Below are 23,976 nucleotides of genomic sequence, written 5' to 3'. Positions count from 1 at the left end.
ACGTGAGGAACAGACACGGAACGGGAGTTGCCTGCGCGGCCTGCAGCAGGAAGTCGCGTCCATGCCAATGCGCGGTTTCGAGTATTCCGATTAACGGTGCTCGCGCACAAGACCGAGATCCGGTCTGGAGAACGGAAGGCGATCAACCGGCCGTTCGCCCGGTGTTCCGATATCCGCGCACGTCGTTTCCCTGTGCGGACACCAAACGAACACTTTGGAGTGGCCGGAACCGGCCTCGGACGCGGTCTGCACCTGTCCGAAAATCGATGCCCCGGGCCGGACCTCGCCCACCCTCCCCGGAACAACGCACGGAAGATTCAGCCCGGCGGGGGACTTCCTTCGCACACCAGGACAGTTTTCCGCCGCCCGGGAGCCGCCGCTCCCGTGTCAGGGAAGCTGTTCCGCCTCCGGCAACTCCTCCAGACCGGCCGCCGCTTCGGCATGCGGCACGTCTTCCGGCCTGGCGTCCCGCGTGTCTTCCGGCCGGACCTCCCGCGCTTCCTCCGGCCGGACGACCGGCGCGGCGTCGGGTCCCCGCCTCTCGTACGCCTCCGTCCGCGCCTGCGCCTGGAGACCGGAGCGCTCCAGGAAGCGCAGCAGCTCGACCGGGAACGGCAGGACGAGCGTGGAGTTCTTCTCGGCGGCCACCGCGACGACGGTCTGGAGCAGGCGCAGTTGCAGGGCGGCCGGCTGATCGGACATCGCCTGCGCCGCCTCGGCCAGCTTCTTGGACGCCTGGAGTTCGGCGTCGGCGTTGATGACCCGGGCCCGCCGGTCACGGGTGGCCTCCGCCTGGCGCGCCATCGACCGCTTCATGGTCTCCGGCAGCGACACGTCCTTGATCTCCACCCGGTCGATCTGCACGCCCCAGCCCAGCGCCGGGCTGTCGATCATCACTTCCAGCCCCTGGTTGAGCTTCTCGCGGTTGGAGAGCAGGTCGTCCAGGTCGCTCTTGCCGATGATGGAGCGCAGCGAGGTCTGGGCGACCTGGGAGACCGCGAAGCGGTAGTCCTCGACCTTGACCACCGCGTCGGCGGCGTCCACGACCTTGAAGTAGACCACCGCGTCCACCCGGACCGTCACATTGTCGTGGGTGATGCCCTCCTGGGCGGGCACCGGCATCGTGACGATCTGCATGTTGACCTTGCGCATCCGGTCGACGCCCGGAATGATCATGGTGAATCCGGGCCCCCGCGCGGGCGCGGTCAGCTTCCCCAGCCGCAGTACGACGCCCCGTTCGTACTGCTTGACCACCCGCGCGGCCGCCATCACGTACACCGCGCCCGCCGAGGCCAGCGAGATCCCGGCTGTCAGGAGTTCCTCGACCATCACGGCCCCCTGCCGTCCGATCTGCCCGCGCACCCGCGTCCGGATCGTGCGCTCTCACCACGGTATGACCGGCCCGTGGAACGGTCGAGGGCCCGCGTCGGCCGTACCCCGCGCCGCGCACCGGCGACGGGCCCCCGGCCGCGGGTGCGGTCGGGGGCCCTGAGCGCTGCCGGCTGCGTGGGGGGCGGGTCAGTAGATGCTGACCCCGTACGCGCTGATCGCTTCGGTGACGGGCTGGAAGTAGGTCGTGCCGCCGGATCGGCAGTTGCCGCTGCCGCCGGAGGTCAGGCCGAGCGCCGTGCTGCCGGCGTAGAGCGGGCCGCCGCTGTCGCCGGGCTCGGCGCACACGGTGGTCTTGATCATGCCGTACACGACGTCGCCGTTGCCGTAGTTGACGGTGGCGTTCAGGCCGGTGACCTTGCCGCTGTGGGTGCCGGTGGTCGAGCCGCGGCGGGTGACCGTCTGCCCTACGGTCGCGTTGCCGGCCCTGGTGATGTCCTGGCCGCCGACCGTCCCCTCGTGCGAGACGCTGCTGTTGCTGTAGCGGACCAGGCCGTAGTCGTTGCCCGGGAAGCTGGAACCGGCGGTCGGGCCGATGCTCGTGCTGTGCGAGGAGTTGGTGTACCAGGGCGGGTTGCCGTCGGTGCAGTGCCCGGCGGTCAGGAAGTAGTAGGTGCTGCCCTTCTTGACGTTGAAGCCGAGGGAGCAGCGCCAGCTCGGCGCGTAGATGGCGTCGCCGCCGGAGATCAGCTTGCGCAGCACGCCGGGGATGCGTTCCACCTTCAGGGCACCGGCGTTGACGCCCGCGTTCCGCTTGATCCGGTCGAGCTGGGCCCGGGTCACCCGGCTGTCGGCCTGGACGACCACCTGGTGGGTCTTCGGGTCCACGACCCAGGCGGTGCCCGCGACGTCCGCGGAGCGTACGGCGTCGCTGACGGCGGCGAGCTGGGCGGCGCTGAACGCGGTGGCCGCCGCGGCCGGTGCGGGCTCGCCCGCGTGGGCGGTGGGCAGGGTCAGGGCGCCGGCCGCGGCCAGTCCGGACGCCACGGCGATCAGCCGGCCGCGTCTGGCCGCGCCGCTTCGGGGGGTAGTGCGCTCGTGTCTCACTGCTACCTCCGAGGGGATCGGAAGGACCCGCCGGTGGGCAGGTCCGTACGGCGCCGCCCGGCGGGCCCGCGGGACTCCGCACGTCCCGTCAGCGCGTGCCCCGGACAGCGCTGCTCGGGAGTTTCGGGGGCCCGGACCGTGGGCGCAAGGGTGGCTTTCGGACGCCCGCCCGATGGCCGTACACACGCCCGCCCCGGCAGCAACAGGCGCTGCCGGGGCGGGCGTTGACCCCCTCGGTCGGTGCTGGGACGGCTCAGCCCGTGCTGCGGTTCCGCTCGCCGGCGCGCAGGGCGAAGGGCAGCGTGTTGCCGGGCGGCGGGAAGGGGCAGATGAAGTGGTCGGCGAAGGCGCAGGGCGGCAGCAGGGTGCGGTTGAGGTCCACCGGTACGGTGCCGTCCGCGGCCGGGGCCGGGGTCCGCAGGAAGCGGAAGCGGTAGCTGTCCGTGCCGCTGGTGGCGTCGGCGAGGACGGCCCACAGCGAGCCGTCCGCCTCGACGGCGACCTGGAGCGTGTGCTCGTCGCCGTCCAGCGTGAAGGCCAGTTCGCCGCCGAGGCCGAGCCCCCGCCGCTGCCCGTCGGCGTTGGGCACCTCGACCGTGCGCCCCGCCGGGTACGGCCGGAAGAGTCCGGGCCGCACCCAGCGCTCGTCGTACGGGAAGACGTCGATGCCGCCGAAGGCGCGCCGGGCCGCGGAGCCGGGGTCGAAGACGCGGACCGCCCACTGCCCTTCCCGGTGCAGCACCGGCAGGCGCCTGCCGTCGTGCGCGGCCCGGGCCGTGGCGGGGCCGCCGTCCGCGCCGAGCCGTACGGTGCCGTCGAGCGGGGCCCCGTCGGCGGTCAGGCCGTCGGCGGCGGTCGCGCGCAGGACCACCGCCGCGCCGTCCGCGCTCCAGTGGCCCGGTACGCCGTCCAGTCGGCCGTCCGGGGAATCGGCGAGCCAGTGCGTGCCTGTCAGCGCGAGCGGTCCGTACGGCCGGGAGACCTCGGCGACGCGCTCGTCATGCCAGGCCCTCCAGTCCTGCTCCGCCTGTGTGCCGGTGCTGCTGCTGGTGGTGGTGCTCATGACGTCAGCCCTTTCCTGCGGGACGTACCGGTTCCGGCAGCCCCAGATGAGAGCGCAGCGTGGCGCCCTCGTATTCCGGGCGGAGGACGCCGCGCTCCTGGAGCAGCGGCACCACCCGGTCCACGAAGTCGTCCAGGCCGCCGGGGGTCAGGTGCGGTACGAGGATGAAGCCGTCGGCGGCGCGGGCGGCCACGAAGGCGGCCATCTCCTCGGCGACGGCCGCCGGCGTGCCGACGAAGGACTGCCGCCCGGTCGTCTCGATCACGGTCTCCCGGATCGACAGGCCCTTGGCCTCGGACAGCGCCCGCCAGCGGTCGGCGACCGCCTTCGGGTCGCCGATCCGGACGCGGCCCTGCGCCAGCCGCGGGTCCGGGACCGGGTCGAAGTCCGGCAGCGGCCCGTCCGGGTCGTACGCGGACAGGTCCACGCCCCAGACCTGCTCCAGGGCGACCAGCGCGTTCTGCGGCGAGACCTGCTGACGCCGGATGGTGGCGGCCCGCTCCTGGGCGTCGGCCGCGGTGTCGCCGAGGACGAAGGTGACCCCCGGCATGATCTTGAGGGCGTCGGCGTCGCGGCCGTGCGCGGGCAGCCGCCCCTTCACGTCGGCGTAGAACTCCCGGCCCGCCTCCAGTGTGCTGTGCCGCGTGAAGATCACGTCGGCGGTGGCTGCGGCGAAGTCGCGGCCCTCGGCGGAGTCCCCGGCCTGGATGATGACGGGGTGGCCCTGCGGGCTGCGCGGCAGGGTGAACTCGCCCCGGACACTGAAGTGCGGTCCCTGGTGCGCGACCGGCCGCGGGGTGCCGCCCGCCGGCCAGGAGTCCCACAGCTCGCGGGCCGTGGCGACGAATTCGGCGGCCCGTACGTAGCGGTCGGCGTGGTCGAGGTAGCCGCCGCGGCGGAAGTTCTCGCCGGTGAAGGCGTCCGAGGTGGTGACCACGTTCCAGGCGGCGCGGCCCCCGCTGAGGTGGTCCAGGGTGGACAGCCGCCGGGCGAGTTCGTAGGGCTCGTTGAAGGTGGCGCTGACGGTGGCGGCCAGGCCCAGCCGGTCGGTGACCGCCGCCAGCGCGCTCAGGACGGTGACGGCCTCCGGGCGGCCCATGACGTCGAGGTCGTGGATCCGCCCCTTGTGCTCGCGCAGCCGCAGCCCCTCGGCCAGGAAGAAGAAGTCGAAGCGGCCGCGCTCGGCGGTGCGGGCCAGGTGCTCGAAGGAGGCGAAGTCGATCTGGGACCCGACGCGGTCGCCGGTCCAGACCGTGGTGTTGTTGACGCCGGGGAAGTGGGCGGCCAGATGCATGCGCCGGGGGCCCGGCGGGGCGGACGGCGTGCGGGACGGTGCGGTGGTCGTGGTCATGGCGAGACCTTCCGGGCGGCGGCGTAGCGGTTGGCCGGGCGCGGCAGGCCGAGGTGCTCGCGCAGGGTCGCGCCCGGGTAGAAGCGGCGGAGCAGGCAGCGGTGCTGGAGGACCGGGACGGTGCCGTCGACGAGCCGGGCGAGGTCGCGCTCCGGGTCGGCGGGCCGCAGGTGGAAGCCGTCGCACGCGCCGTCCGCGTGCCAGTCGCCGATCAGGTCGGCGAGCCCGACGGCGTCCCCGGAGCAGTACAGTTCGACGGGCAGCGAGGCCAGCACCCGCAGCCGGTCGGGGTCCCGGCCCAGGGCGCGGGCCCGTTCGCGCAGGCCGGCGCGGGCGTCACCGGCCGTGGCCGGGTCCTCGGCCCGTACGAGGGCCACGTCGGCGTGCGCCGCGGCCACCTCCCGGGCGGGCCGCGTGCTCGCGTCGACCACGACCACCGGGTGGCCCTGGGGCGGCCGGGGCGTGATCGAGGGGCCGCGCACGGAGAAGGACGAGCCGCGGAAGTCCACGTGGTGGAGCTTGGCGCGGTCGACGAACCGGCCGGTGGCCGCGTCGCGGATCTCCGCGTCGTCCTCCCAGCTGTCCCACAGCCGGGCGGCCACGTCGGCGGCCTCGCCGGCCTCCCGCCACATCGCGTCGGCGGGCGCGGCGTCCCGGCGGCCGAAGAGCCGGGCCTCGGCGCGGGACTGGGACACCTCCACCGCCCAGCCCGCCCGGCCGCGGCTGACCCAGTCCAGGGTGCTCACGGCGGTGGAGACGTGGAACGGCTCGGTGTGGGTGGTGGTGACGGCCGGCACCAGGCCGATGCGCCCGGTCCGGGGCGCGACCCGGGCCAGGACGGCGAGCGCGTCGGGCCCCGGCCGGGCGAAGGAGTCGCCGAGCGTGACGAAGTCCAGGGTGCCGCGCTCGGCGAGCCGGGCCAGCCGGACGTAGTGCTCCGGGTCGTACGCCTCCCCGCCGCGGCGGGCCCGGCGGACCGGGCCGTCGAGCGCGAAGGCGAGGTGGAGAGGGCGCAGGGCACATGGGGTGACGGACATGTCAGGGGCCTTTCGACGCTTCTCAGGGACGGTGGGGTGATGCCGGGTGCGCCGCGGCGCGCTCGCGGAGGAACCGGAGCAGGGCGCGCGCGGTGGCGTCGTTCTGCCGGAAGGCGGGCGCGTTCGTACCGGGCCGGGCGAAGGCGCCGGTAGCGCGGGCGTCGGTGTACGGGCCGAGCGCGAAGCGGCGCGGGTGCGGCCGGCCCGTACGGTCCAGCACCCGGCCGTCGCGGGGGTCGACGGCGAGCAGGCCGGTGCCGGTGGAGGCGGCGCCGTCGTCGTACAGACCGCGCAGCAGGGCGTCCTTCGTCCCCGCCACGGTGGGCTCCGGAAGCCGCGCCTCCACCAGCGCGCGGGTCTCGGCGAGCACCCCGGGCGCACTGCTGCCGCGGGCCTGGAACACACCGCGCTCCGGGTCGGCGGTGACGGTGAGACCGGCGCCGAGGAAGCGCACCACCCCGGCCCGGGACAGCGCCAGCAGCTGCCGCAGCCGCGGCCCCGGCGGCCCGGAGGCCAGGTGGCTGAAGAAGCCGTGCCACCAGGGGCCGTGGTCCCCGAGGCGGCTGAGCTGGCCGTACACCGACAGCAGGGCGAGGAAGACCGCCAGGTCGGGGCTGTGCGCGGGGTCGTGGCGGCGGGCGAGGTCGGTCTCGATGTAGGAACGCAGACCGTCTTGGAGGGCGTCCGCGTCCCGGTGGCGGACGCCCGCGAGGGGCCGGTCCAGCGCGGCCAGGTCGAGGCGGTCCGCCGGGTCGGGTACGGCGGCGGCGATCAGTTCCCGCTGTTCCGCGCCGAGCGGTTCGGCGGCGGCGTACTTCTCCTCGAACGCGGACCAGTCGGCGCGCACGCGGTCCGGATGGGCGGTGAACAGCCGGTGGTAGTGGGCGAAGCCCAGTTCTTGGTCGATGAGCGGCCAGGCGTCGCGCCGGAAGTCGAAGCCGTCCGGGCGGGCGAGCAGCGCGTCGACCTGCGCGGGCCCGAAGAAGCGCGGCAGCGGCGGCCGTTCGCCCTGCCAGGTGTAGCCGAGCTTGGCGTGGTACGGGACGCCGCGCCGCGAACCGACGTACAGCACCGGTTCCCTGCCGGACGGCCGGTACACCGGCTCGCCGCCGGGGCCGGGCACGTACGAGCCGCCGCGCCCCTCGGTGAGCAGCACCATCAGGTCGACGAAGGCCAGCCCGAAGCCGCGCACGATCACCGGCTCGCCGGGGGTGAGCCCGGTCAGGTCCGCGTCGGCCGTGAAGTCGGCCGGGAGGTACGTCAGTTGGTGGCGTGCCGCGAAGGCGGACAGTGCGCGCTGTCCGGGTGGCGGCTGGGCGTCGAGGTGCCCGAGGGCGAGGACGACGAGGTCGGCGACGAGCGGTGCCGGGCTGCCCTCCAGCCACACCTGCTGCCGTCCGTCGCGCGGCCCCGCGACGCGGACCGCGCGACGGCGGTGCACCTGGACGGTGACGCCGGGCGGCAGCGCGGCCACCGCCCGCCCGTACACCCACTCCAGGTAGGCGCTCTGCACCTGCCGCCCGGCGAAGTCCTGCGGGCCCAACTGGCTTAAGTCCGGGAGCAGTTCGCGGTCGACGGGGATCTCCCCCGTGCGCGCCCGGGCGGCCCACTCGGCGAGCGAGGGCCCGGCCCGCACCGGCCCCTCCTGCTCGACCGACGCGTCGGTGAACATCGTGACGTCCTCGGCCGTGGAGTTCATCCACAGCAGCGGGGACTGCTCGCGGCGCCAGACACGTCCGCCGCCGGGCGGGTAGGGGTCGACCAGGTGCAGGTCGAGCGGTGCGGCGCCGTACAGTTCGGGGGCGTTGGCGGCGAGGCGTTCGACCAGGCCGGTGCCGCGCGGGCCCGCGCCGACGAGCACGACGACGGGCCTCACCGGACACCGGACCGGGTCCGGCGCCGCGCGGGGGCGGCCGGGGCGAGCGGGTGACGGCGAAGGGGGCGCGGGGACGGCGGGGCGTCCACCGCGCGGTGGTTCGCAGGCATGCGTGAAGGCTCCGTGGATGCGGTGGTCCCACTGGGGAGTCGAACGCCTTCACACCGGCCGGGCCGGCGTCGGAGCCCCGGCGCCCGGCGGGGAAGCGTGGAACGGCGCCGCGCGCGGGGGCGCGCCGGCGGGACGCGGGGGTGTGAAGGCGCGGCGGACGGAAGGGCGGCGCGCCGCGGGCCCGGCCGGGGTGGCGGCGGGCCGGAGGCAGGGCGTCAGCTCAACAGGAGGACGACCACACCCGACCGAAGTCGATGTGGTCGCGGGTGACCAGCCGCTGCCATGAGTCCATCGGACAAGTGGAACAGCCATCCGGTTTTCCGTCAACCGCCATGAGGCGCGCCACGGCGCCCGGAGGCGCGGGGCACGGCGGGACCGGGATCCTGAATTGTCGACAAATCACCTCGGCCCGGCCGTCCGTCACCGGGTCATCGGTCAACACCGCGCCCCGGCAAGCGGCCGACCGGGTTCATCCGGCCCCTCGTACGGGGCGGACCGGGTCACCGCCCGTACGCGGGCCGTTCACATTCCGTCCGGTTTGCAGCGGAAAACGATCGGGTACCAGTCCGCCACTGGACGTTCCGACACTCGATGTGACAGCCTTCACACGGTCAGTTTCCGCGACTCCCCCCGGTTCTGACGCCATGCCACCCTCTTTGCACCAGATGTGTCACGAACCCCCCGTGCGGCGGCTATCCACTTGGCAGAGCATCCGCATCATGGACGACGATAGAGGTGCGGACACACGGACCGCGGGTGAGAGGAGGCGTCAATGGGATCGGTACGCAAGGCAAGCGCCTGGCTGGGCCTCGTCGACGACAACGATGACGAGCGCTACTACGACGACGACTACGCCGAGGGGTCCGGGCCCGGCAGCACCGGGAACACCCCCTGGGTGACCGACCCGCGCGTCCAGGTCGCCGAGGAGAGCGCCCAGGACCAGGGCACCCGCATCGCCACCGTCACCCCGGACGGCTTCCGGGACGCCCGCGGCATCGGGGAGCTGTTCCGCGAGGGCATCCCCGTCATCGTCAACCTGACGTCGATGGACTCCGCCGACGCCAAGCGGGTGGTGGACTTCGCCGCCGGGCTGACGTTCGGGCTGCGCGGCTCCATCGAGCGGGTCGCCACCCGCGTCTTCCTGCTCACCCCGGCCGACTACCGGATCCTCAACGGCGAGCCCGGCCGGCGCCGCGCCGAGGGCGGCTTCTTCAACCAGAGCTGACCCGGGGGCCCGGTCCGGCCCCCGGGCCCGGCGGGCGCCGTGCGGCCCGCCGGTCCCGGCCGGCCCCGCTCACCGGAACGCGTCGAGCCCGGTGAGCGCCTTGCCCAGCACGAGCTGGTGCATCTCGACGGTGCCCTCGTAGGTGAGCACCGATTCCAGGTTCGTCGCGTGCCGCATGACGGGGTACTCCAGCGAGATCCCGTTCGCGCCCAGGATCGTCCGGGCCGTCCGGCAGATCTCGATCGCTTCCCGTACGTTGTTCAGCTTGCCGAAGCTGATCTGCTCCGGCCGCAGCCGCCCCGCGTCGAAGCGCCGCCCCAGATGGTGGGCGAGCAGCAACCCCTTGTGCAGCTCCACGGCCATGTCGGCCAGCTTGGCCTGGGTGAGCTGGAAGCCGCCGATCGGCCTGCCGAACTGCTCGCGGGTACGGGCGTAGTCCAGGGCCGCCTCGAAGCTGGCCCGCGCGGCGCCCATCGAGCCCCACACGATCCCGTACCGGGCGTGGCCCAGGCAGCGCAGCGGGCCGCCCAGCCCCTTGGCGCCGGGCAGCACCGCGTCGGCCGGCAGCCGTACCCCGTCCAGGACCAGTTCGCTGGTGACCGAGGCGCGCAGCGACCACTTGTGGGTGATCTCGGGCGCGGAGAAGCCGGGGGTGCCGGCCGGGACGAGGAAGCCGCGGATGCCGTCGTCGGTCTGCGCCCAGACCACCGCGACCCCGGCCACCGACCCATTGGTGATCCACATCTTGCGGCCGGTCAGCACCCAGTCGGTGCCGTCCCGCTTGGCGTGGGTGCGCATGTTGCCCGGGTCGGAGCCGTGGTCCGGCTCGGTGAGGCCGAAGCAGCCGATGACCTCGCCGGAGGCCATGTCCGGCAGCCAGCGCCGTTTCTGCTCCTCGGAGCCGAACCGCCAGATCGCGTACATGGCGAGCGAGCCCTGCACGGAGACCAGCGAGCGGATGCCGGAGTCGGCCGCCTCCAGCTCCAGGCAGGCCAGTCCGTACTGGACGTGGGAGGCGCCCGCGCAGCCGTAGCCGGTCAGCGCCATGCCCAGGGCGCCGAGGGAGCCCAGTTCGCGGGCGAGCTCCCGGATGCCGGGCAGCTCGCCGCGCTCGTACCACTCGGCGATGTGCGGCAGCACCCGGTCGCCGGCCCAGCGGCGGACGGTCTCGCGGACCGCCCGGTCCTCGTCGGAGAGCAGGTCGTCGAGGCCCAGCGGGTCGGCCGCGTCGAAGGGCGGGAGCTGCGGGGACGGGGGTGCGGACATGACGGGGCCTCCGGTGGCTGCGCGAACCCGAAAACTAGCGGTGGTAGTTATCCGGCTCCGACGGTACGGCCGCCCCCGGCGCGGCGGCAAGGGCCACCGCCGCCCGGGAACGCCCCGGTCAGCGGCGCACGCCCGGGCCGTGGCGCACGGCCGCGGTCAGGTCCGTACGCTCCCGTACGCCCCCGGGCCGCTCACCGCCCGGTGTTCGCGGGCGCGGGCTCCGCGTCGCGGTGCGCGTCCCCGTCGGTACGCTCCCCCGCGTCCGCCGCCCGGCGCGGCAGCCGCAGCGCGATCAGCGCGCCGGCCAGCAGCAGGACGGCGCTCGTGACCAGCGTGGTGTGCAGGCCGTGCACGAAGGCGCCCTGCGCGGCATCGCGCAGTACGGTCTCGGCCCGGCCGCCGAGCGTCGAGGCGACCTGGTACGCCTCCCCCAGGGAGTGCGCGGCCGAGGCGGTGGCCCTTTCCGGGACGCCGGACACATGGGACAGCCCGGGCGCGTAGGCGGCGTTCATGACGCTGCCGAGCAGGGCCACGCCGATGCCGGCACCGAGCTGGTACGAGGTCTCGCCGATGGCCGCCGCGCCGCCCGCCTGGTCGGCGGGGGCCTCGTTGAGCATCGACTCGTAGGCGCCGAAGAGCGTGGTCTGGAAGCCGAAGCCGAGCAGCACGAAGCCCAGCACGAGCAGCCAGGGGCGGTCCGTCTCGTCCATCGCGGTCAGGCAGAGCACGGCCGCCGCGGTGAGCACGAAGCCCAGCGAGACCATCACCTTGGGCCCGACGGCCTGGAGGACCTTGGAGCCGGTCAGCCCGGCGGCCATCGCCGAGAAGACCAGCGGCAGCATCCGCAGCCCGGTCTCCAGGGGGCTCAGGTCCAGCACGAGCTGGAGGTACTGCACCGCTATCAACTGGAGCCCGACGAGGGCGAGCATCGCCAGCACGATGCAGCCCACGGAGGTGCCGAAGGCCGGGCGGGCGAACAGCCGCATGTCGATGAGCGGGTGCCGGCGCTTGCGCTGGCGCCGTACGAAGACGATCAGCAGCACGGTGCCGGCGAGGAGGGAGCCCAGCGTGGTCGGGCCGATCAGCGCCTCGCCGCTGCCGATGCGCTTGACGCCGAGGACGACGCCGAGCACGCCGAGCGCCGCGACGACCGCGCCGAGGGTGTCCCAGGGCCCGTTGCGCTCGCCCCGCGACTCCGGCAGCAGCCAGCGGCCGATCAGGGCCATCACCGCCATCATCGGGATGTTGATCAGGAAGACCGAGCCCCACCAGAAGTTCTCGACGAGGAAGCCGCCGAGGACCGGGCCGACCGCGGCGCCCACCGCGGCCACCGCGCTCCACACACCGATGGCGACCGCCCGCTCCCGCCGGTCGGGGAAGACCTGGCGCAGGATGGACAGCGTGGCCGGCATGATCATCGCGCCGCCGATGCCGAGCAGCCCGCGGGCGGTCATCAGGATCTGCGGATTGGGGGCCAGCGCGGCGGCGGCCGAGGCCGCGCCGAACAGCCCGTACCCGATCAGCAGGATGCGGCGGCGGCCCACCCGGTCGCCGAGCGTGCCGAAGAGGATGAGCAGGGACGCCGCGATCAGCGGGTAGATGTCCACGATCCACAGCAGTTCCACCGGCCCCGGGCGCAGGTCCTCGGTGACCGAGGGCACCGCCACGTACAGGATGGTGGTGTCCAGCGCGACGAACAGCAGGCTGACGCAGAGCACGACCAGAACGGTCCAGCGGCCCGCGCCGCCGCCTCCATGCCGGGGAACACCCGCCGCCCGCTCGTCGCCGGACGTGGTCGTCCCGGACATTCGCGTACCTCCTGTCATGCTCTCGCGGCCGCGTGCCGGGGCGCGAAGGCGCTCCGGCGGAACCGGCGGCACGGGCGAGTTGAGACGTCAGACTACGCGAGTCGCGTGACGTGACGCGTGGCTCACCCCACGATGAGACGCTCGTCGCAGGGCCCGGCGGTTCCCATACCCGCCGGCGGGCGGCGGCTACCGGTCGCGGGATAATCGGCCGGATGAACGATCTTGCCCCCTTTCGCGCCCCGGAGCCTACCGGTTCCGGCGGCGGCCGCCCCGAGCGCGCCGCCCTGCTCCGGGCCGCCCCGGCACTGCTGGCATACGCCGCGATCCGGGCGCTGGGGGTGCTCGTCCTGGCCGCCTGGTCCGCGGGGCACGGCAAGAGCTGGCACACCCTGCTCACCGCCCGCTGGGATTCCCTCTGGTACACCCGCGTCGCGGAGCAGGGCTACGGCTACAGCGTCCAGCTCGCCAATGGGGACGTGCATTCCAACCTGGCGTTCTTCCCGCTGCTGCCGTGGCTGGAGCGGGGGCTGTCCGCGGTGACCCCGCTGTCGGCCGCCGACGCCGGTCTCGTGGTGTCCTGGCTCGCGTCGCTCGCCGCGGCCTGGGCGCTGTACCTGACCGGCGAGCGGCTGCACGGGCCGCGGGCCGGGGTCGCGCTGGCCGCGCTGTGGGCGGCACTGCCGGTGGGGATCGTGCAGTCGATGGCGTACTCGGAGTCGCTGTTCACCGCGCTCGCGGCGTGGGGCGTGTACTGCGTACTGACCGGGCGCTGGGTCACCGCGGGGGTGCTGGCCTCGCTGGCGGGGCTGACCCGGCCGGTGGGGGCCGCGGTGGTCGCGGCGGTGTGGCTCACCGCGGCGGTGACGCTGTGGCGGGACCGGCCGGCCGGCGGCGCCCCGTGGTGGGGCCGCCACCGGCGGATGCTCCTCGGTGTGCTGCTGGCGCCGCTGGGCTGGTGCGGCTATTTCCTGTGGGTGGCGGCCGAGCGGGGCAGCCTCACCGCGTATCTGGACGTCCAGGGCGGCTGGGGCAACGGCTTCGACGGGGGCCGGGCGTTCGCCGCGTTCCTGTGGGACCTCGGTTTCCCGGCGGGCCTCGGGCTGCTCGCCGGAGTGGCGCTGGTGGTCTGGCTGTACGTGCTGGGCGCGCGCCGCGGGCAGCCGCTGCCGCTGCTCGTCTACGGCGGCGTCGTCCTGCTGCTGGCACTGACCGCCAAGGGCTACTTCGGGTCCAAGCCGCGGCTGATGATGCCCGCCTATCCGCTGCTGCTGCCGCTCGCCGCCGGGCTGGCGCGGTGGCGTCCGGCGGCGGCCTGGGCGGTGACGGCCCTGGTCAGCGCGGGTTCGGCGGTGTACGGGGCGGTGTGGCTGAACGGTTCGGGGCCGCCCTGAGCCCGCCGGTCCCGCCCGCGCCGAACGGAACATTCCCCTCCGTGAACGGCCCGCCGGGGAAACGTGCCGCGACACCTGTGCGAATCGGCGATAAACTTCTCCGGCGAATTGGAAAGGGCCCACCCCGAGCGACTTCCGGGAGCGCCCCGAGAGGCAATCCGACGACTGTGGAATTCCTCCGGAAAACCACTGGCCAAAGTCTCGTTTGAGACAGATTGCACATCACATCGTCATTACAAAGCTCACAGTTTGACCAGGCATCGACATCACACGCGGTAACGTCGATTGAGTGCGTACCGATGACAAGCTCGACCAGATGGAGGAGCGCCCGGCCGATCGCCCACCGTCACGCATGACCCGGACCCGCTGGTGGCTGTTCGGGGGCACGCTCGCGGTGTACGTGGCGATCGTGGCCGGCGTGCTCGCCACCTCATGGCTGGTCACGTTCGACTGGCAGGCGATGCTCTTCCGGCCGTACAAGCAGTGGCCGGAGATCCACGCCTTCCTCGACTACTTCGTCGTGCTGGGCCAGCGCGGCCCCACCGCGGTCGCCGTGGCCGCCTGGCTGGGCTGGCGCTGCTGGCGGACGAAGAACCTCCACCCCCTGCTGGTGCTGGGCACCTCGCTGCTGCTGCTCAACATCACCGCGGGCGCGGCCAAGCTGGGCATGGGCCGGCTCGGCCCGCACTACGCGACCACCATCGGCGCCAACGAGATGTGGCTCGGCGGCGATATATTTCCTTCGGGCCACACCGCGAACGCCGTGGTCACCTGGGGTGTCCTGGCCTACCTGGCGACCACGCCGCTGCGCCGCCGGGCGCTGTCGGTGATCGCCGCGCTCGGCGCCCTCGGCGTGGGCATGACCACGGTCTACCTCGGTACCCACTGGGTCAGCGATGTGCTGCTCGGCTGGGCCGCAGGTCTCCTGGTCCTCCTCGCGCTGCCCTGGTTCGAGCCCGCGGTGGAGTGGGCCGAGGCCCGGCTGACGGCCCTGTGGATACGGCTGCGGACCGGCCGGCCGCGCGTCACCGCGCCGCTCGCCCCGGCGGCCGCCCGCTCCGGGCTGTCCGCGCCGCGCCCCGCCCCGGAGGACGAGGTGCTCGTACGGGAAGCCGCCGGCCCCACCCGTACCGGCACCGTGGCGCGCACCGCGGACACCCCGGCACGCACCGCGGACACCCGGCCGCACCACCCGCCGCGCCCGCACACCGTCCGCTCGGAGCGCACCCCGGTCACACCGACCGGCCCCCGGCGACCGCCGCACGCCGACCGCGCGCCGCGCACGGCCCCGCTGACCCCGGCCCCGGCCCGCGGCCGTACCGGCGGCAGCTGACCCGAGACCAGACCCGCGGGGACGGTACGCACAGCCTCTCCCCCGCAGCCGACGGCCCCGGCCGCTCCTCCTGGAGCCCCGGGGCCGTCGGCTTTCGGCGCAGCCGCCGCGGCGGTTCAGCCCTTCCAGCTGCGGGTCACGACGTCGTCCCGGACCTCGAAGTTCAGCCGGCCCCCCAGGTATTCCATGGTGATGATCGTGCCCGGCGCGAGGGAGCGGACGGTGCTCCAGCCGCGCTCGCGGGCACGCTCCTCGGCGGTCCGCCGCGCCAGCCCCACGTAGGTCTCGGGGTCGTCGTCGGGTTCGAAAGGGGACTTCGGTACGGGTGCCATGGCAGCCACCGTAGGCGCCCGTCCGCACGGGTGGAAGGGCCGGGGTGCCACCCTCCGGTATCCGCCCGGTCCTGCGTTCGTCACACTTCTGTCACAGGACCACGGTGTGTGTCAGGTTCGGTTTCCGTCACCCGAACGAGCCCGGCACTGCACCAACCGGGTGGGAATCGGGGTCGGCCGGATTTCGGCCTTGATCGTTGTCCGGGGACCGCCGCGGGACGCCCGCGGACCGGCCGCAATTAATTCCCCGTCAGCCCCCGCTTATTCCTTCTATTTCCTGCCGTCCGACGTCCGGAAATCGGCCGACAGCACGCCGCTCACGCATATTTCACGGGCATGACGGCGGGCGGCGGGTTTGGGTCCACCGCCGCGCGGTACTCGCTGTTGCCGAGGAGCCCCATGGGAGACGACACAGCGAAGACACCGGACAGAAGCAACAACGACCGAGCGGCGTCCGCCCGCCCCAGCGCACCGGAACTCCTGCGGTCGGCCCGGGAACAGCTCGCCGAGCTGACGGGTCTGACCCCCGAGACGGTGTCCCGGTTCGAACGGACCGAGGACGGCTGGGTCCTGGAGACCGAGGTGCTGGAGCTCGCCCGGGTGCCCGAGACGATGAGCCTCATGGCGCTGTACGAGGTCACGCTCGACCCGGACGGCATGCTCACGGGCTACCGGCGCGTCAGCCGCTATGAGCGCGCGAGAGGAAAACCACGATCATGACCGTTGTCCCGGCACAACAGCAGTCCGGGGGCGGCGGGGGCGGCACCAGTGGCCTCTACGACGTCCTGGAGCTGATCCTCGACCGCGGCCTGGTGATCGACGCGTTCGTCCGCGTCTCACTGGTCGGCATCGAGATCCTCAAGATCGATGTCCGGGTGGTGGTGGCCAGCGTCGACACCTACCTGCGGTTCGCCGAGGCCTGCAACCGGCTCGACCTGGAGACCGGCGCCAACAAGAGCCCCGGCCTGCCCGACGTGGTCGGCCAGGTCACCGAGTCCGGCGCCAAGGGCAAGTCCAAGGGCGCGCTCTCGGGCGCGGCCGAGACCTTCGCCGACGCGATCGGGCAGGGGCGGGACAAGGCGGAGGCCGAGAGTGAGACGCAGCGCAGGCCGCGGCGCACCGCCTCCCGCAAGAAGGAGGAGAGCGAGTGAGCACGTACGTCTACGGCATCGCCCGCGCCGGCCACCCCGAACCCGAGCAGGAGATCCTGGGCATCGGCGACCCGCCGCGCCCGGTCCGCGTCGTACGCGGCGGCGACCTGGCGGCCATCGTCAGCGACTGCCCCGAGCGGCTCCGGCCCAAGCGCCGTGACCTGCTCGCCCACCAGCACGTACTGACCGAGGCGGGGGCGGACGGGGCGGTGCTGCCGCTGCGGTTCGGCTCGCTGTCGGACAGTGACGAGGCGGTCCGGGAAGTGCTGGCCGAGCACGCCGAGCACTACAAGGCACAGCTGGACGACCTCAACGGCCGCGTCGAGTACAACGTGAAGGCCGCGCACCGCGAGGAGGACGTGCTGCGCCGGGTCCTCGCCGAGGAGCCCGAGATCCGGGCCCTCAACGAGGCAAACCAGGCGTCCGGCGGCGGTGCCTACCAGGACAAGCTCCGGCTCGGCGAGCTGATCGCCAACGCCGTGCGGGCGCGCGAGGTGAGCGACGCGCACACGGTGGAGACGGCGCTCACGCCGCGGGCCGAGCAGTCCCGGCCCGGCCCCGAGGGCTCCGGCTGGCTGGTCAACCTGTCCTTCCTGATGCGGCGCGAGGACGCGTCCGCGTTCCTGGAGGCCGCCGACCGGCTCGGCGCCGACAACCCCCACCTGGAACTGCTCGTCAACGGACCGCTGCCGCCGTACAGCTTCGTACGGCCGCTGGAGTCCGCCGCGGCGGAGTGAGCGGTGGGCCTGCTCAAGGAACTGCTGCTGCTCCCGGCCGCTCCCGTGCGCGGGACCGGCTGGGTGCTGCGGCAGGTCCTCACCGAGGCGGAGCGCCAGTACTACGACCCGTCCGTGGTCCAGCGCGAACTGCGCGAACTGTCGGAGCGGCTGGACCGCGGGGAGATCGACGAGGCCGAGTTCGACCGGCGCGAGGACGCGCTGCTGGACCGGCTGGAGGAGCTGCGGCAGCGCTCCTCCGGGGCGTAGCCGTGCGGGGCCCGGCCGCCCGGTCCGCCGACCCCCCGCGCAACGGACTCCGCAGAACCCATGCGCGACAGACATTGAGGAGAACCCCGAGATGAAGAACCGGCCGGCACTGGTGCTGGCCGTCGCCGGAGGCTATCTGCTCGGCCGTACGAAAAAGGCCAAGCTCGCCATCGGTATCGGCAGCATGGTCCTGGGCAAGCGCCTGAACCTCGGCCCGCAGCAGCTGGTCTCTCTGGTCAACGACCAGATAGCCGCCAACCCGCAGCTCAAGGAGTTGCGCGAGCAGCTGCGCGGCGACCTGAAGGGGGTGGGCAAGGCGGCGACCGGAGCGCTGGTCACCAAGCGCCTGGACTCCCTGGCGGACAGCCTGCACGAACGGACACTGAACGTACGCGAACAGCTCGACGCGGGCGGGGCCGGCGGCAAGGCGGCGGACACCGTGCGCGGGGTGACCGGCGGCGGACGGGACGACGAGGACGGGTCCGAGGACGCCCAGGAAGAGGAGACCGGCGGGGACCGCGGCGGCTCGCGGAAGTCCGCGGGCGCGCAGCGGGGAGCCGCCAAGAAGAGCTCCTCGAAGACGGGCAGCCGCTCCTCGAAGACGGGCGCGTCCGGCGCCAAGTCCGCTCCGGACAAGCGCAAGCGGCCCGCGAAGCAGGCCGCCGCAGCACCGAAGAAGACCGCTTCGGCCGCCAAGAAGACGGCCCGGTCCGCCACCCGTCGCAGCGGAGGTGACGACCGTGGCTGAGTCGAGGTCCGGCGGCCCGGTGGCCGCCGTCAAGGAGAGCGTGGCCGGCAACCCGGCCGTCGACCGTCTCAAGGAGGAGGCCGTCTCGTTCGCCGCCGCGCAGGCCCAGCGCCTGCTGGTGGCCACCGGCAAGCGGCTCGGCGAGGCCACCACCCGGCTCACGGATGTGGCGGAGGGCCGCAGCGAGAGCCTGATCGGCCCGGTGATCAAGGACACGCTCAAGGGCGCGGTCAAGGACACCGCCAAGAACACCGTCAAGGGTGCCGTCGGCAAGCTCACCGGCAAGCGCAAGGGCGGCGGCGGCAAGGGCAAGTTCGTGACGATCAGCGAGGACGTCGACGTCGGCGTGCCGCTGCGCGAGGCGTACAACCAGTGGACGCAGTTCCAGGAGTTCAGCACCTTCGCCAAGGGGGTGCAGGGGGTGGAGTCCACGGACGACACCGACTCCAACTGGCGCGCGAAGATCTTCTGGTCCGCCCGCAGCTGGAAGGCGCACACCACCGAGCAGATCCCGGACGAGCGCATCGCCTGGACCTCGGAGGGGGCCAAGGGCACGCTCAAGGGCGTGGTCACCTTCCACGAGCTGGCCGAGAGCCTCACCCGGGTGCTGCTGGTCATCGAGTACCACCCCAAGGGCCTGTTCGAGAAGACCGGCAACATCTGGCGCGCGCAGGGCCGCCGGGCGCGGCTCGACCTCAAGAACTTCCGCCGCTTCGTGATGATGCGCGGCGAGGCGACCGGCGAGTGGCGCGGTGAGATCCGCGACGGCGAGGTCGTCGTCGGCCACGACGAGGCCGTCGAGCGCGAGGAGCGGGACCGCGACGAGGAGCGGGACACCGAGGGCGCGGACAAGGCGTCCGAGGACGCGTACGAGGAGGAGTCCGGTGACGCCCGCGGCTCCGGCGGCTCCGAGGACGAGGAGCCGGAGGCCGAGGACGCGTACGAGGACGAGGACGAGGACACCGGGGCGGAAGGCGAGGAGGACGCCGACGCCGCGTACGAGGACGCGGAAGAAGACGCCGAGGACGAGGTGGCACCCGACGACTCCTACGACGAAGAGGAGGAGGACGCCGAGGACACGTACGAGGAGGAGCCGGCGGACGAGGAGGAGGACGAGCGCGAGCCGGAGCCCGTCCGATGAGTTCCCAGGTCCCCTCCCCCTACGGCTCCTCCAACGGCGGCGCCAACCTCGCCGACATTCTCGAACGCGTCCTGGACAAGGGTGTGGTGATCGCCGGTGACATCCGCATCAACCTGCTCGACATCGAACTGCTCACGATCAAGCTGCGGCTGATCGTGGCCTCGGTGGAGCGGGCGGAGGAGATGGGCATCGACTGGTGGCGGGACGACCCGTCGCTGTCCTCCGGCGCCCGGCGCCGGGAACTCGCCCGGGAGAACGAGCGGCTGCGCGAGCGGATCGCCGCCCTGGAGGAGCAGGAGCCGCGAGAGGAGATCACTTGAGCACGCAGGGTGCCGAGCTGATGTACACCTACGCCGTCGCACGGGCCGGCTGCCGTCCGCCGGACGGGCTGCTCGGCGTCGCGGACGCACCCGTGGAGACCGTCGTGGAGGGCGCGCTGACCGCCCTGGTCTCGCGGGTGCCGGCCGCGGACTTCGACGAGGAGGCGCTGCGCGCGCACCTGGAGGACATGGCGTGGCTGGAGCGGACCGCCCGCGCGCACCGCAGCGTGGTGGACACCGCCGCCGCGGAGTTCTGTGTACTGCCGCTGCGCCTGGTGACCGTCCACCGCGACGTGCGCGGCGTGCGGCAGGTGCTGGCGCAGCGCGCCGAGGAGTTCCTGAGCGCGCTGGTGAGCCTGGACGGCCGGATGGAGTGGGGCGTCAAGGCGTACGTCGAGGACCCCGGGACCGCCAAACCGTCCGTGCCCGCGAGCGGTTCGTCCCGCCAGGCACCGGCCGACGGCTCGGGGCGCGACTTCCTGCGCCGGCGGCTCGCCCACCGGCAGGCCCAGGAGCAGAGCCAGCGGCGCGCCGACGAGCTGGCCGCCGCCGCCCACGAGGCGCTGGACAAGTTCGCCGAGCGCAGCCGGCTGCACCGCCCGCAGGACCCCCGGCTGTCCGGGGCCGGTGGGCGCAATGTGCTCAACGGCGCGTATCTGATCCCCCGCGAGCAGGCGGGGGCGTTCGCGGGCCTGGTGGGCGAGCTGGCGGACCGCAGCCCCGGTGTACGGATCGAGCTGACCGGGCCGTGGGCCCCGTACTCCTTCACGCAGGCGCCGCAGCCTCCGGACGCGGGCGGGGACGCCGGCCGCGGCGGTGCCGGATGACCACGCCGACTCCCGCCCCCGGGCCGGACCGTCCGCTGGCCGACCGGCAGATCGCGCTGGTCGACCTGCTGGACCGGCTGCTGGCGGGCGGCGCGGTCATCGCGGGCGACCTCACGCTGCGCATCGCCGAGGTGGACCTGGTCCGGATCGACCTGCGGGCCCTGATCAGCTCGGTCAACGCCAACGTTCCGTCGCCCTTCGAGGAGCTGGGGCCGGACGCCGAGGAGGAGGTGGCGCCGTGACCCGGCGCGTCGAACTGGACGAGGACACCGTCGAGCGCGACCTGGTGCGGCTCGTGCTGACGGTGGTGGAACTGCTGCACCAGCTCATGGAGCGGCAGGCGCTGCGCCGCGTCGACCAGGGCGATCTGACCGAGGACCAGGAGGAGCGGATCGGTCTGACGCTGATGCTGCTGGAGCGGCGGATGGGCGAGCTGTGCGAGCGCTACGGCATCGGCAAGGACGAACTCAACCTGGACCTGGGGCCGTTGGGGCCCCTGCTGCCCCGGGAGTGAGGCCGCGCCGCACGACGGTGGGGTGCCGCAATGATCCGGCCGGGCTGCGTACGCCCCCTCGCGTCACGCGGGGCGGGCGGCCATCATGGCCGCCAGAGCCCGAGCACGTCCCTTACCGGCTCAGCCGGTTGCTTCTTGGCGAACGAGGTGGCGCAGATGGGTACGGACACCGTGGCGACGAGCCCGGAACCGGTGCGGGCGCGGCGGCCCGGCGCGGTGCTGGTGGACTGGCTGACCACCACCGACCACAAGAAGATCGGCCATCTCTATCTGGTCACCGCGTTCGGCTTCTTCCTGGTCGGCGGTCTGCTGGCGCTGCTGATGCGCGCCGAACTGGCCCGCCCCGGGCTCCAGATCCTGACGAACGAGGAGTTCAACCAGGCGTTCACGATGCACGGCACGATCATGCTGCTGCTGTTCGCCACCCCGGCCTTCGCGGGCTTCGCCAACGAGATCATGCCGTTGCAGATCGGCTCACCGGACGTGGCCTTCCCCCGGTTGAACATGCTCTCGTACTGGCTGTTCCTCTTCGGCGGCCTGATCGTGCTGGCCAGCCTGCTGACGCCGACCGGCGGCGCGAACTTCGGCTGGACCGCCTACGCGCCGCTCAGCTCGATGGTGCGCTCCCCGGGCATCGGCGCCGACATGTGGATCATGGGGCTGGCGCTGTCCGGCTTCGGCACCATCCTCGGCTCGGTCAACTTCCTCACCACCATCATCGGCATGCGCGCGCCCGGCATGACGATGTTCCGGATGCCGGTGTTCACCTGGAACGTGCTGTTCACCTCGATCCTCGTGCTGATCGCCTTCCCGGTGCTGGCGGCCTCGCTGCTGGTGCTGGAGGCGGACCGGCGCTTCGGGTCGATGGTCTTCGAGGCCGAGTGGGGCGGGGCGCTGCTGTGGCAGCACCTGTTCTGGTTCTTCGGGCACCCCGAGGTCTACATCATCGCGCTGCCGTTCTTCGGCATCATCACCGAGGTCATCCCGGTCTTCTCGCGCAAGCCCATCTTCGGTTACGTGATGCTGATCGGCGCGACCATGGCGATCACCGGGCTGTCGGTGGTGGTGTGGGCGCACCACATGTTCGCCACCGGCGCGGTGCTGCTGCCGTTCTTCTCGTTCATGTCGTTCCTGATCGCGGTGCCGACGGGGGTGAAGTTCTTCAACTGGATCGGCACGATGTGGCACGGCTCGCTGTCCTTCGAGACGCCGATGCTGTGGGCCACCGGCTTCCTGGTGAGCTTCCTGTTCGGCGGGCTGACCGGCGTGATCCTGGCCTCGCCGCCGCTGGACTTCCAGGTCACCGACACCTACTTCGTCGTCGCCCACTTCCACTACGTCGTCTTCGGCACGGTCGTCTTCGCGATGTTCGCCGGCTTCTACTTCTGGTGGCCGAAGTTCACCGGGAGGATGCTCGACGAGCGGCTGGGCAAGCTGCACTTCTGGACGCTGTTCGTGGGCTTTCACACCACCTTCCTCGTCCAGCACTGGCTGGGCGTGGAGGGCATGCCGCGCCGGATCGCCGACTACCTGGCGGCCGACGGCTTCACCGTGCTGAACACCGTCTCGTCCATCGGCGCCTTCCTGCTCGGCCTGTCCACGCTGCCGTTCCTCTACAACGTCTGGAAGACGACGAAGTACGGCACGAAGGTCGAGACGGACGACCCCTGGGGCTTCGGCCGTTCGCTGGAGTGGGCCACCTCTTGTCCGCCGCCGCGCCACAACTTCCTGACCATTCCGCGTATCCGCTCGGAGTCGCCCGCCTTCGACTTGCACCATCCGGAGATCGTCCGGCTCACTCCGCCGGACGCGCCGGTGCCGGAAGGGTCCCCGCGGGAGGCGGAGCCGAAGCCGGGTGCAGGGCCCGGGTCAGCCGGTCCCTGATCTCCTCGATCCGCCCGGCCAGTTCGGGCGGATCGAGGACCTCGAAGTCGAAGCCCATCAGGACGACGTGGATCACCAGCACGTCCAGATGGTGCGCGCCGGTGCGCAGCAGGCAGCGGTGGTCGTCGAGCGGCTCGATGACGCCGTCGGCCGGGGTGATCCGCCGGCCGGCCTCCTCGGCGGAGGCGTGCAGCACGACGGTGGCCCGCTCGGCGTAGGCCCGGGTGGACACGCCCTGCGAGACGTAGGCGGCGAGGTCGTCGGCGGGGGCCGGGCGCGGGGTGAAGCGCGGGCCGTGCGGCGGGGTGGGGGTGATGCGGTCGGCGCGGAACGTCCGCCAGTCCGCGCGGTCCACGTCCCAGGCGACGAGGTACCAGCGGCGCTGCGCGGACACCAGGCGGTGCGGCTCCACGGTGCGGCGGCTGACCGTACCGTCGTGTGCCGCGTACGCGAAGCGCAGCCGCTCGCTGTCCCGGCAGGCGTTGGCCAGTTCGGTGAGGACCGCGGCCTCGACCCGGGGTCCGTCCGCGGTGCCGAGCATGGGGACGGTGAAGGTGGTGAGGGCGCTGACGCGGCGGCGCAGCCGGTTCGGCAGCACCTGCTCCAGCTTGGCCAGGGCCCGTACGGAAGTCTCCTCGATGCCCTCGACGCCGCCGGCGGCCGCGGTGCGCAGCCCGACGGCGACCGCCACCGCCTCCTCGTCGTCGAGGAGCAGCGGTGGCAGGTCGGCGCCCGCGCCCAGTTGATAGCCCCCGGCGGTGCCGGGGGCCGAGTGGACGGGGTAGCCCAGTTCGCGCAGGCGGTCGATGTCGCGGCGGACGGTGCGCGGCGTCACGCCGAGCCGGTCGGCGAGGTCCGCGCCCGTCCACGCGCGGTGTGCCTGCAGCAGGGAGAGCAGGCGGAGCAGTCGTGCCGAGGTCTCCAACATGCCGGGCAGTCTGACAGCCCATGCGGACAGCTACGGTCCGTATCTCATGGGGTCACCACCTGTACCAGCGGGTACGCCCTCCGCCCGCGCTCGTCGTACGGAACAGGAAGCCGAGCAGCCACACGACCAGCACCGCGACGGCCACCCACCACAGGGCCTTGAGCGCGAAACCCGCGCCGAACAGGATCAAGGCCAGAAGCAGTACCAAAAGAACAGGAACCATGTGATTCGCACCTCCGCTGCTCCGA

25 protein-coding genes are annotated in these 23,976 nt (G+C 73.0%); 14 read left to right on the top strand and 11 right to left on the bottom strand.

Annotation, left to right across the window (positions count from 1 at the left end):
• Nucleotides 1-387 precede the first annotated feature (387 nt).
• The 6 genes from CP973_RS13090 to CP973_RS13065 form a co-directional block, all read right to left on the bottom strand.
• Nucleotides 388-1,329: a slipin family protein gene (locus CP973_RS13090; protein ID WP_150240387.1), complete on the bottom strand. Its 942-nt coding sequence runs from the start codon at nt 1,327-1,329 to the stop codon at nt 388-390.
• Nucleotides 1,330-1,518: 189 nt separating this feature from the next.
• Nucleotides 1,519-2,436, bottom strand: a complete 918-nt coding sequence (locus tag CP973_RS13085; protein ID WP_150240385.1) for a S1 family peptidase — start codon at nt 2,434-2,436, stop codon at nt 1,519-1,521.
• A gap of 253 nt (nt 2,437-2,689) precedes the next feature.
• Nucleotides 2,690-3,499 (bottom strand): DUF1684 domain-containing protein, encoded by an 810-nt coding sequence (locus tag CP973_RS13080; RefSeq protein WP_150240383.1) that lies wholly within the window; start codon nt 3,497-3,499, stop codon nt 2,690-2,692.
• Between the two features lie 4 nt (nt 3,500-3,503).
• Nucleotides 3,504-4,850: an NtaA/DmoA family FMN-dependent monooxygenase gene (locus CP973_RS13075; RefSeq protein ID WP_150240381.1), complete on the bottom strand. Its 1,347-nt coding sequence runs from the start codon at nt 4,848-4,850 to the stop codon at nt 3,504-3,506.
• On the bottom strand, nt 4,847-5,887 hold the full coding sequence (locus CP973_RS13070; protein ID WP_150240379.1) for an LLM class flavin-dependent oxidoreductase: 1,041 nt from the start codon (nt 5,885-5,887) through the stop codon (nt 4,847-4,849). Before CP973_RS13070 ends, CP973_RS13075 begins: the two co-directional genes overlap by 4 nt.
• Nucleotides 5,888-5,909: 22 nt before the next feature.
• Entirely contained in the window at nt 5,910-7,763 is a 1,854-nt protein-coding gene (locus tag CP973_RS13065) for an FAD/NAD(P)-binding protein (RefSeq protein ID WP_150240377.1), read from the bottom strand.
• 883 nt (nt 7,764-8,646) lie between these two features.
• Here CP973_RS13065 and CP973_RS13060 point away from each other — a divergent pair.
• A complete protein-coding gene (locus CP973_RS13060) occupies nt 8,647-9,099 on the top strand; it encodes a cell division protein SepF (RefSeq protein ID WP_150240375.1) in 453 nt (150 codons plus the stop codon).
• Nucleotides 9,100-9,168: 69 nt separating this feature from the next.
• Here the strand turns inward: CP973_RS13060 and CP973_RS13055 are convergent, their stop codons facing one another.
• Entirely contained in the window at nt 9,169-10,365 is a 1,197-nt protein-coding gene (locus CP973_RS13055) for an acyl-CoA dehydrogenase family protein (protein WP_150240373.1), read from the bottom strand.
• Between the two features lie 191 nt (nt 10,366-10,556).
• Complete coding sequence (locus CP973_RS13050; protein ID WP_150240371.1) at nt 10,557-12,173, bottom strand: MFS transporter; 1,617 nt, start codon at nt 12,171-12,173, stop codon at nt 10,557-10,559.
• 212 nt (nt 12,174-12,385) lie between these two features.
• Here CP973_RS13050 and CP973_RS13045 point away from each other — a divergent pair, with 212 nt between their 5' ends.
• Both CP973_RS13045 and CP973_RS13040 read left to right on the top strand, forming a co-directional pair.
• Nucleotides 12,386-13,564 carry a glycosyltransferase family 39 protein gene (locus CP973_RS13045; protein WP_150240370.1) on the top strand — a complete coding sequence of 393 codons (1,179 nt, stop codon included), beginning with the start codon at nt 12,386-12,388 and terminating at the stop codon, nt 13,562-13,564.
• Between the two features lie 289 nt (nt 13,565-13,853).
• Nucleotides 13,854-14,897, top strand: a complete 1,044-nt coding sequence (locus CP973_RS13040) for a phosphatase PAP2 family protein (protein WP_244409445.1) — start codon at nt 13,854-13,856, stop codon at nt 14,895-14,897.
• A 116-nt stretch (nt 14,898-15,013) separates the two neighbouring features.
• Here CP973_RS13040 and CP973_RS13035 read toward each other — a convergent pair whose 3' ends face one another.
• Entirely contained in the window at nt 15,014-15,229 is a 216-nt protein-coding gene (locus tag CP973_RS13035; protein WP_150240368.1) for an I78 family peptidase inhibitor, read from the bottom strand.
• Nucleotides 15,230-15,628: 399 nt separating this feature from the next.
• Here CP973_RS13035 and CP973_RS13030 point away from each other — a divergent pair, with 399 nt between their 5' ends.
• From CP973_RS13030 to ctaD, 11 genes are all read left to right on the top strand, one after another.
• On the top strand, nt 15,629-15,949 hold the full coding sequence (locus tag CP973_RS13030) for a gas vesicle protein GvpO (protein WP_150240366.1): 321 nt from the start codon (nt 15,629-15,631) through the stop codon (nt 15,947-15,949).
• Entirely contained in the window at nt 15,946-16,380 is a 435-nt protein-coding gene (locus tag CP973_RS13025) for a gas vesicle structural protein GvpA (protein ID WP_150240364.1), read from the top strand. The genes CP973_RS13030 and CP973_RS13025 overlap by 4 nt, the downstream gene beginning before the upstream one ends.
• On the top strand, nt 16,377-17,117 hold the full coding sequence (locus tag CP973_RS13020) for a GvpL/GvpF family gas vesicle protein (RefSeq protein WP_150240362.1): 741 nt from the start codon (nt 16,377-16,379) through the stop codon (nt 17,115-17,117). The genes CP973_RS13025 and CP973_RS13020 overlap by 4 nt, the downstream gene beginning before the upstream one ends.
• A 3-nt stretch (nt 17,118-17,120) precedes the next feature.
• Entirely contained in the window at nt 17,121-17,366 is a 246-nt protein-coding gene (locus CP973_RS13015) for a gas vesicle protein GvpG (RefSeq protein WP_030671475.1), read from the top strand.
• A 91-nt stretch (nt 17,367-17,457) separates the two neighbouring features.
• Nucleotides 17,458-18,114 carry a DNA primase gene (locus CP973_RS13010; RefSeq protein ID WP_150240360.1) on the top strand — a complete coding sequence of 219 codons (657 nt, stop codon included), beginning with the start codon at nt 17,458-17,460 and terminating at the stop codon, nt 18,112-18,114.
• Nucleotides 18,107-19,255, top strand: a complete 1,149-nt coding sequence (locus CP973_RS13005) for an SRPBCC family protein (protein WP_150240358.1) — start codon at nt 18,107-18,109, stop codon at nt 19,253-19,255. Before CP973_RS13010 ends, CP973_RS13005 begins: the two co-directional genes overlap by 8 nt.
• A complete protein-coding gene (locus tag CP973_RS13000) occupies nt 19,252-19,575 on the top strand; it encodes a gas vesicle protein (RefSeq protein ID WP_003986599.1) in 324 nt (107 codons plus the stop codon). The genes CP973_RS13005 and CP973_RS13000 overlap by 4 nt, the downstream gene beginning before the upstream one ends.
• Nucleotides 19,572-20,402 (top strand): GvpL/GvpF family gas vesicle protein, encoded by an 831-nt coding sequence (locus tag CP973_RS12995; protein ID WP_244409443.1) that lies wholly within the window; start codon nt 19,572-19,574, stop codon nt 20,400-20,402. Before CP973_RS13000 ends, CP973_RS12995 begins: the two co-directional genes overlap by 4 nt.
• Nucleotides 20,399-20,644 (top strand): gas vesicle protein, encoded by a 246-nt coding sequence (locus CP973_RS12990; protein ID WP_150240356.1) that lies wholly within the window; start codon nt 20,399-20,401, stop codon nt 20,642-20,644. The genes CP973_RS12995 and CP973_RS12990 overlap by 4 nt, the downstream gene beginning before the upstream one ends.
• Nucleotides 20,641-20,916 carry a gas vesicle protein K gene (locus CP973_RS12985; RefSeq protein WP_003986596.1) on the top strand — a complete coding sequence of 92 codons (276 nt, stop codon included), beginning with the start codon at nt 20,641-20,643 and terminating at the stop codon, nt 20,914-20,916. The genes CP973_RS12990 and CP973_RS12985 overlap by 4 nt, the downstream gene beginning before the upstream one ends.
• A gap of 156 nt (nt 20,917-21,072) precedes the next feature.
• A complete protein-coding gene (gene ctaD / locus CP973_RS12980; protein ID WP_150240354.1) occupies nt 21,073-22,800 on the top strand; it encodes an aa3-type cytochrome oxidase subunit I in 1,728 nt (575 codons plus the stop codon).
• Here the strand turns inward: ctaD and CP973_RS12975 are convergent.
• Entirely contained in the window at nt 22,712-23,728 is a 1,017-nt protein-coding gene (locus CP973_RS12975; RefSeq protein WP_150240352.1) for a helix-turn-helix transcriptional regulator, read from the bottom strand. The genes ctaD and CP973_RS12975 overlap by 89 nt on opposite strands.
• Nucleotides 23,729-23,780: 52 nt before the next feature.
• A complete protein-coding gene (locus CP973_RS12970; protein WP_003986593.1) occupies nt 23,781-23,951 on the bottom strand; it encodes a hypothetical protein in 171 nt (56 codons plus the stop codon).
• Between the last annotated feature and the right edge of the window lie 25 nt (nt 23,952-23,976).

This window comes from Streptomyces albofaciens JCM 4342, from assembly GCF_008634025.1.
Taxonomy (GTDB): domain Bacteria; phylum Actinomycetota; class Actinomycetes; order Streptomycetales; family Streptomycetaceae; genus Streptomyces; species Streptomyces albofaciens.
This window is presented reverse-complemented; position numbering and strand designations above follow the sequence as displayed.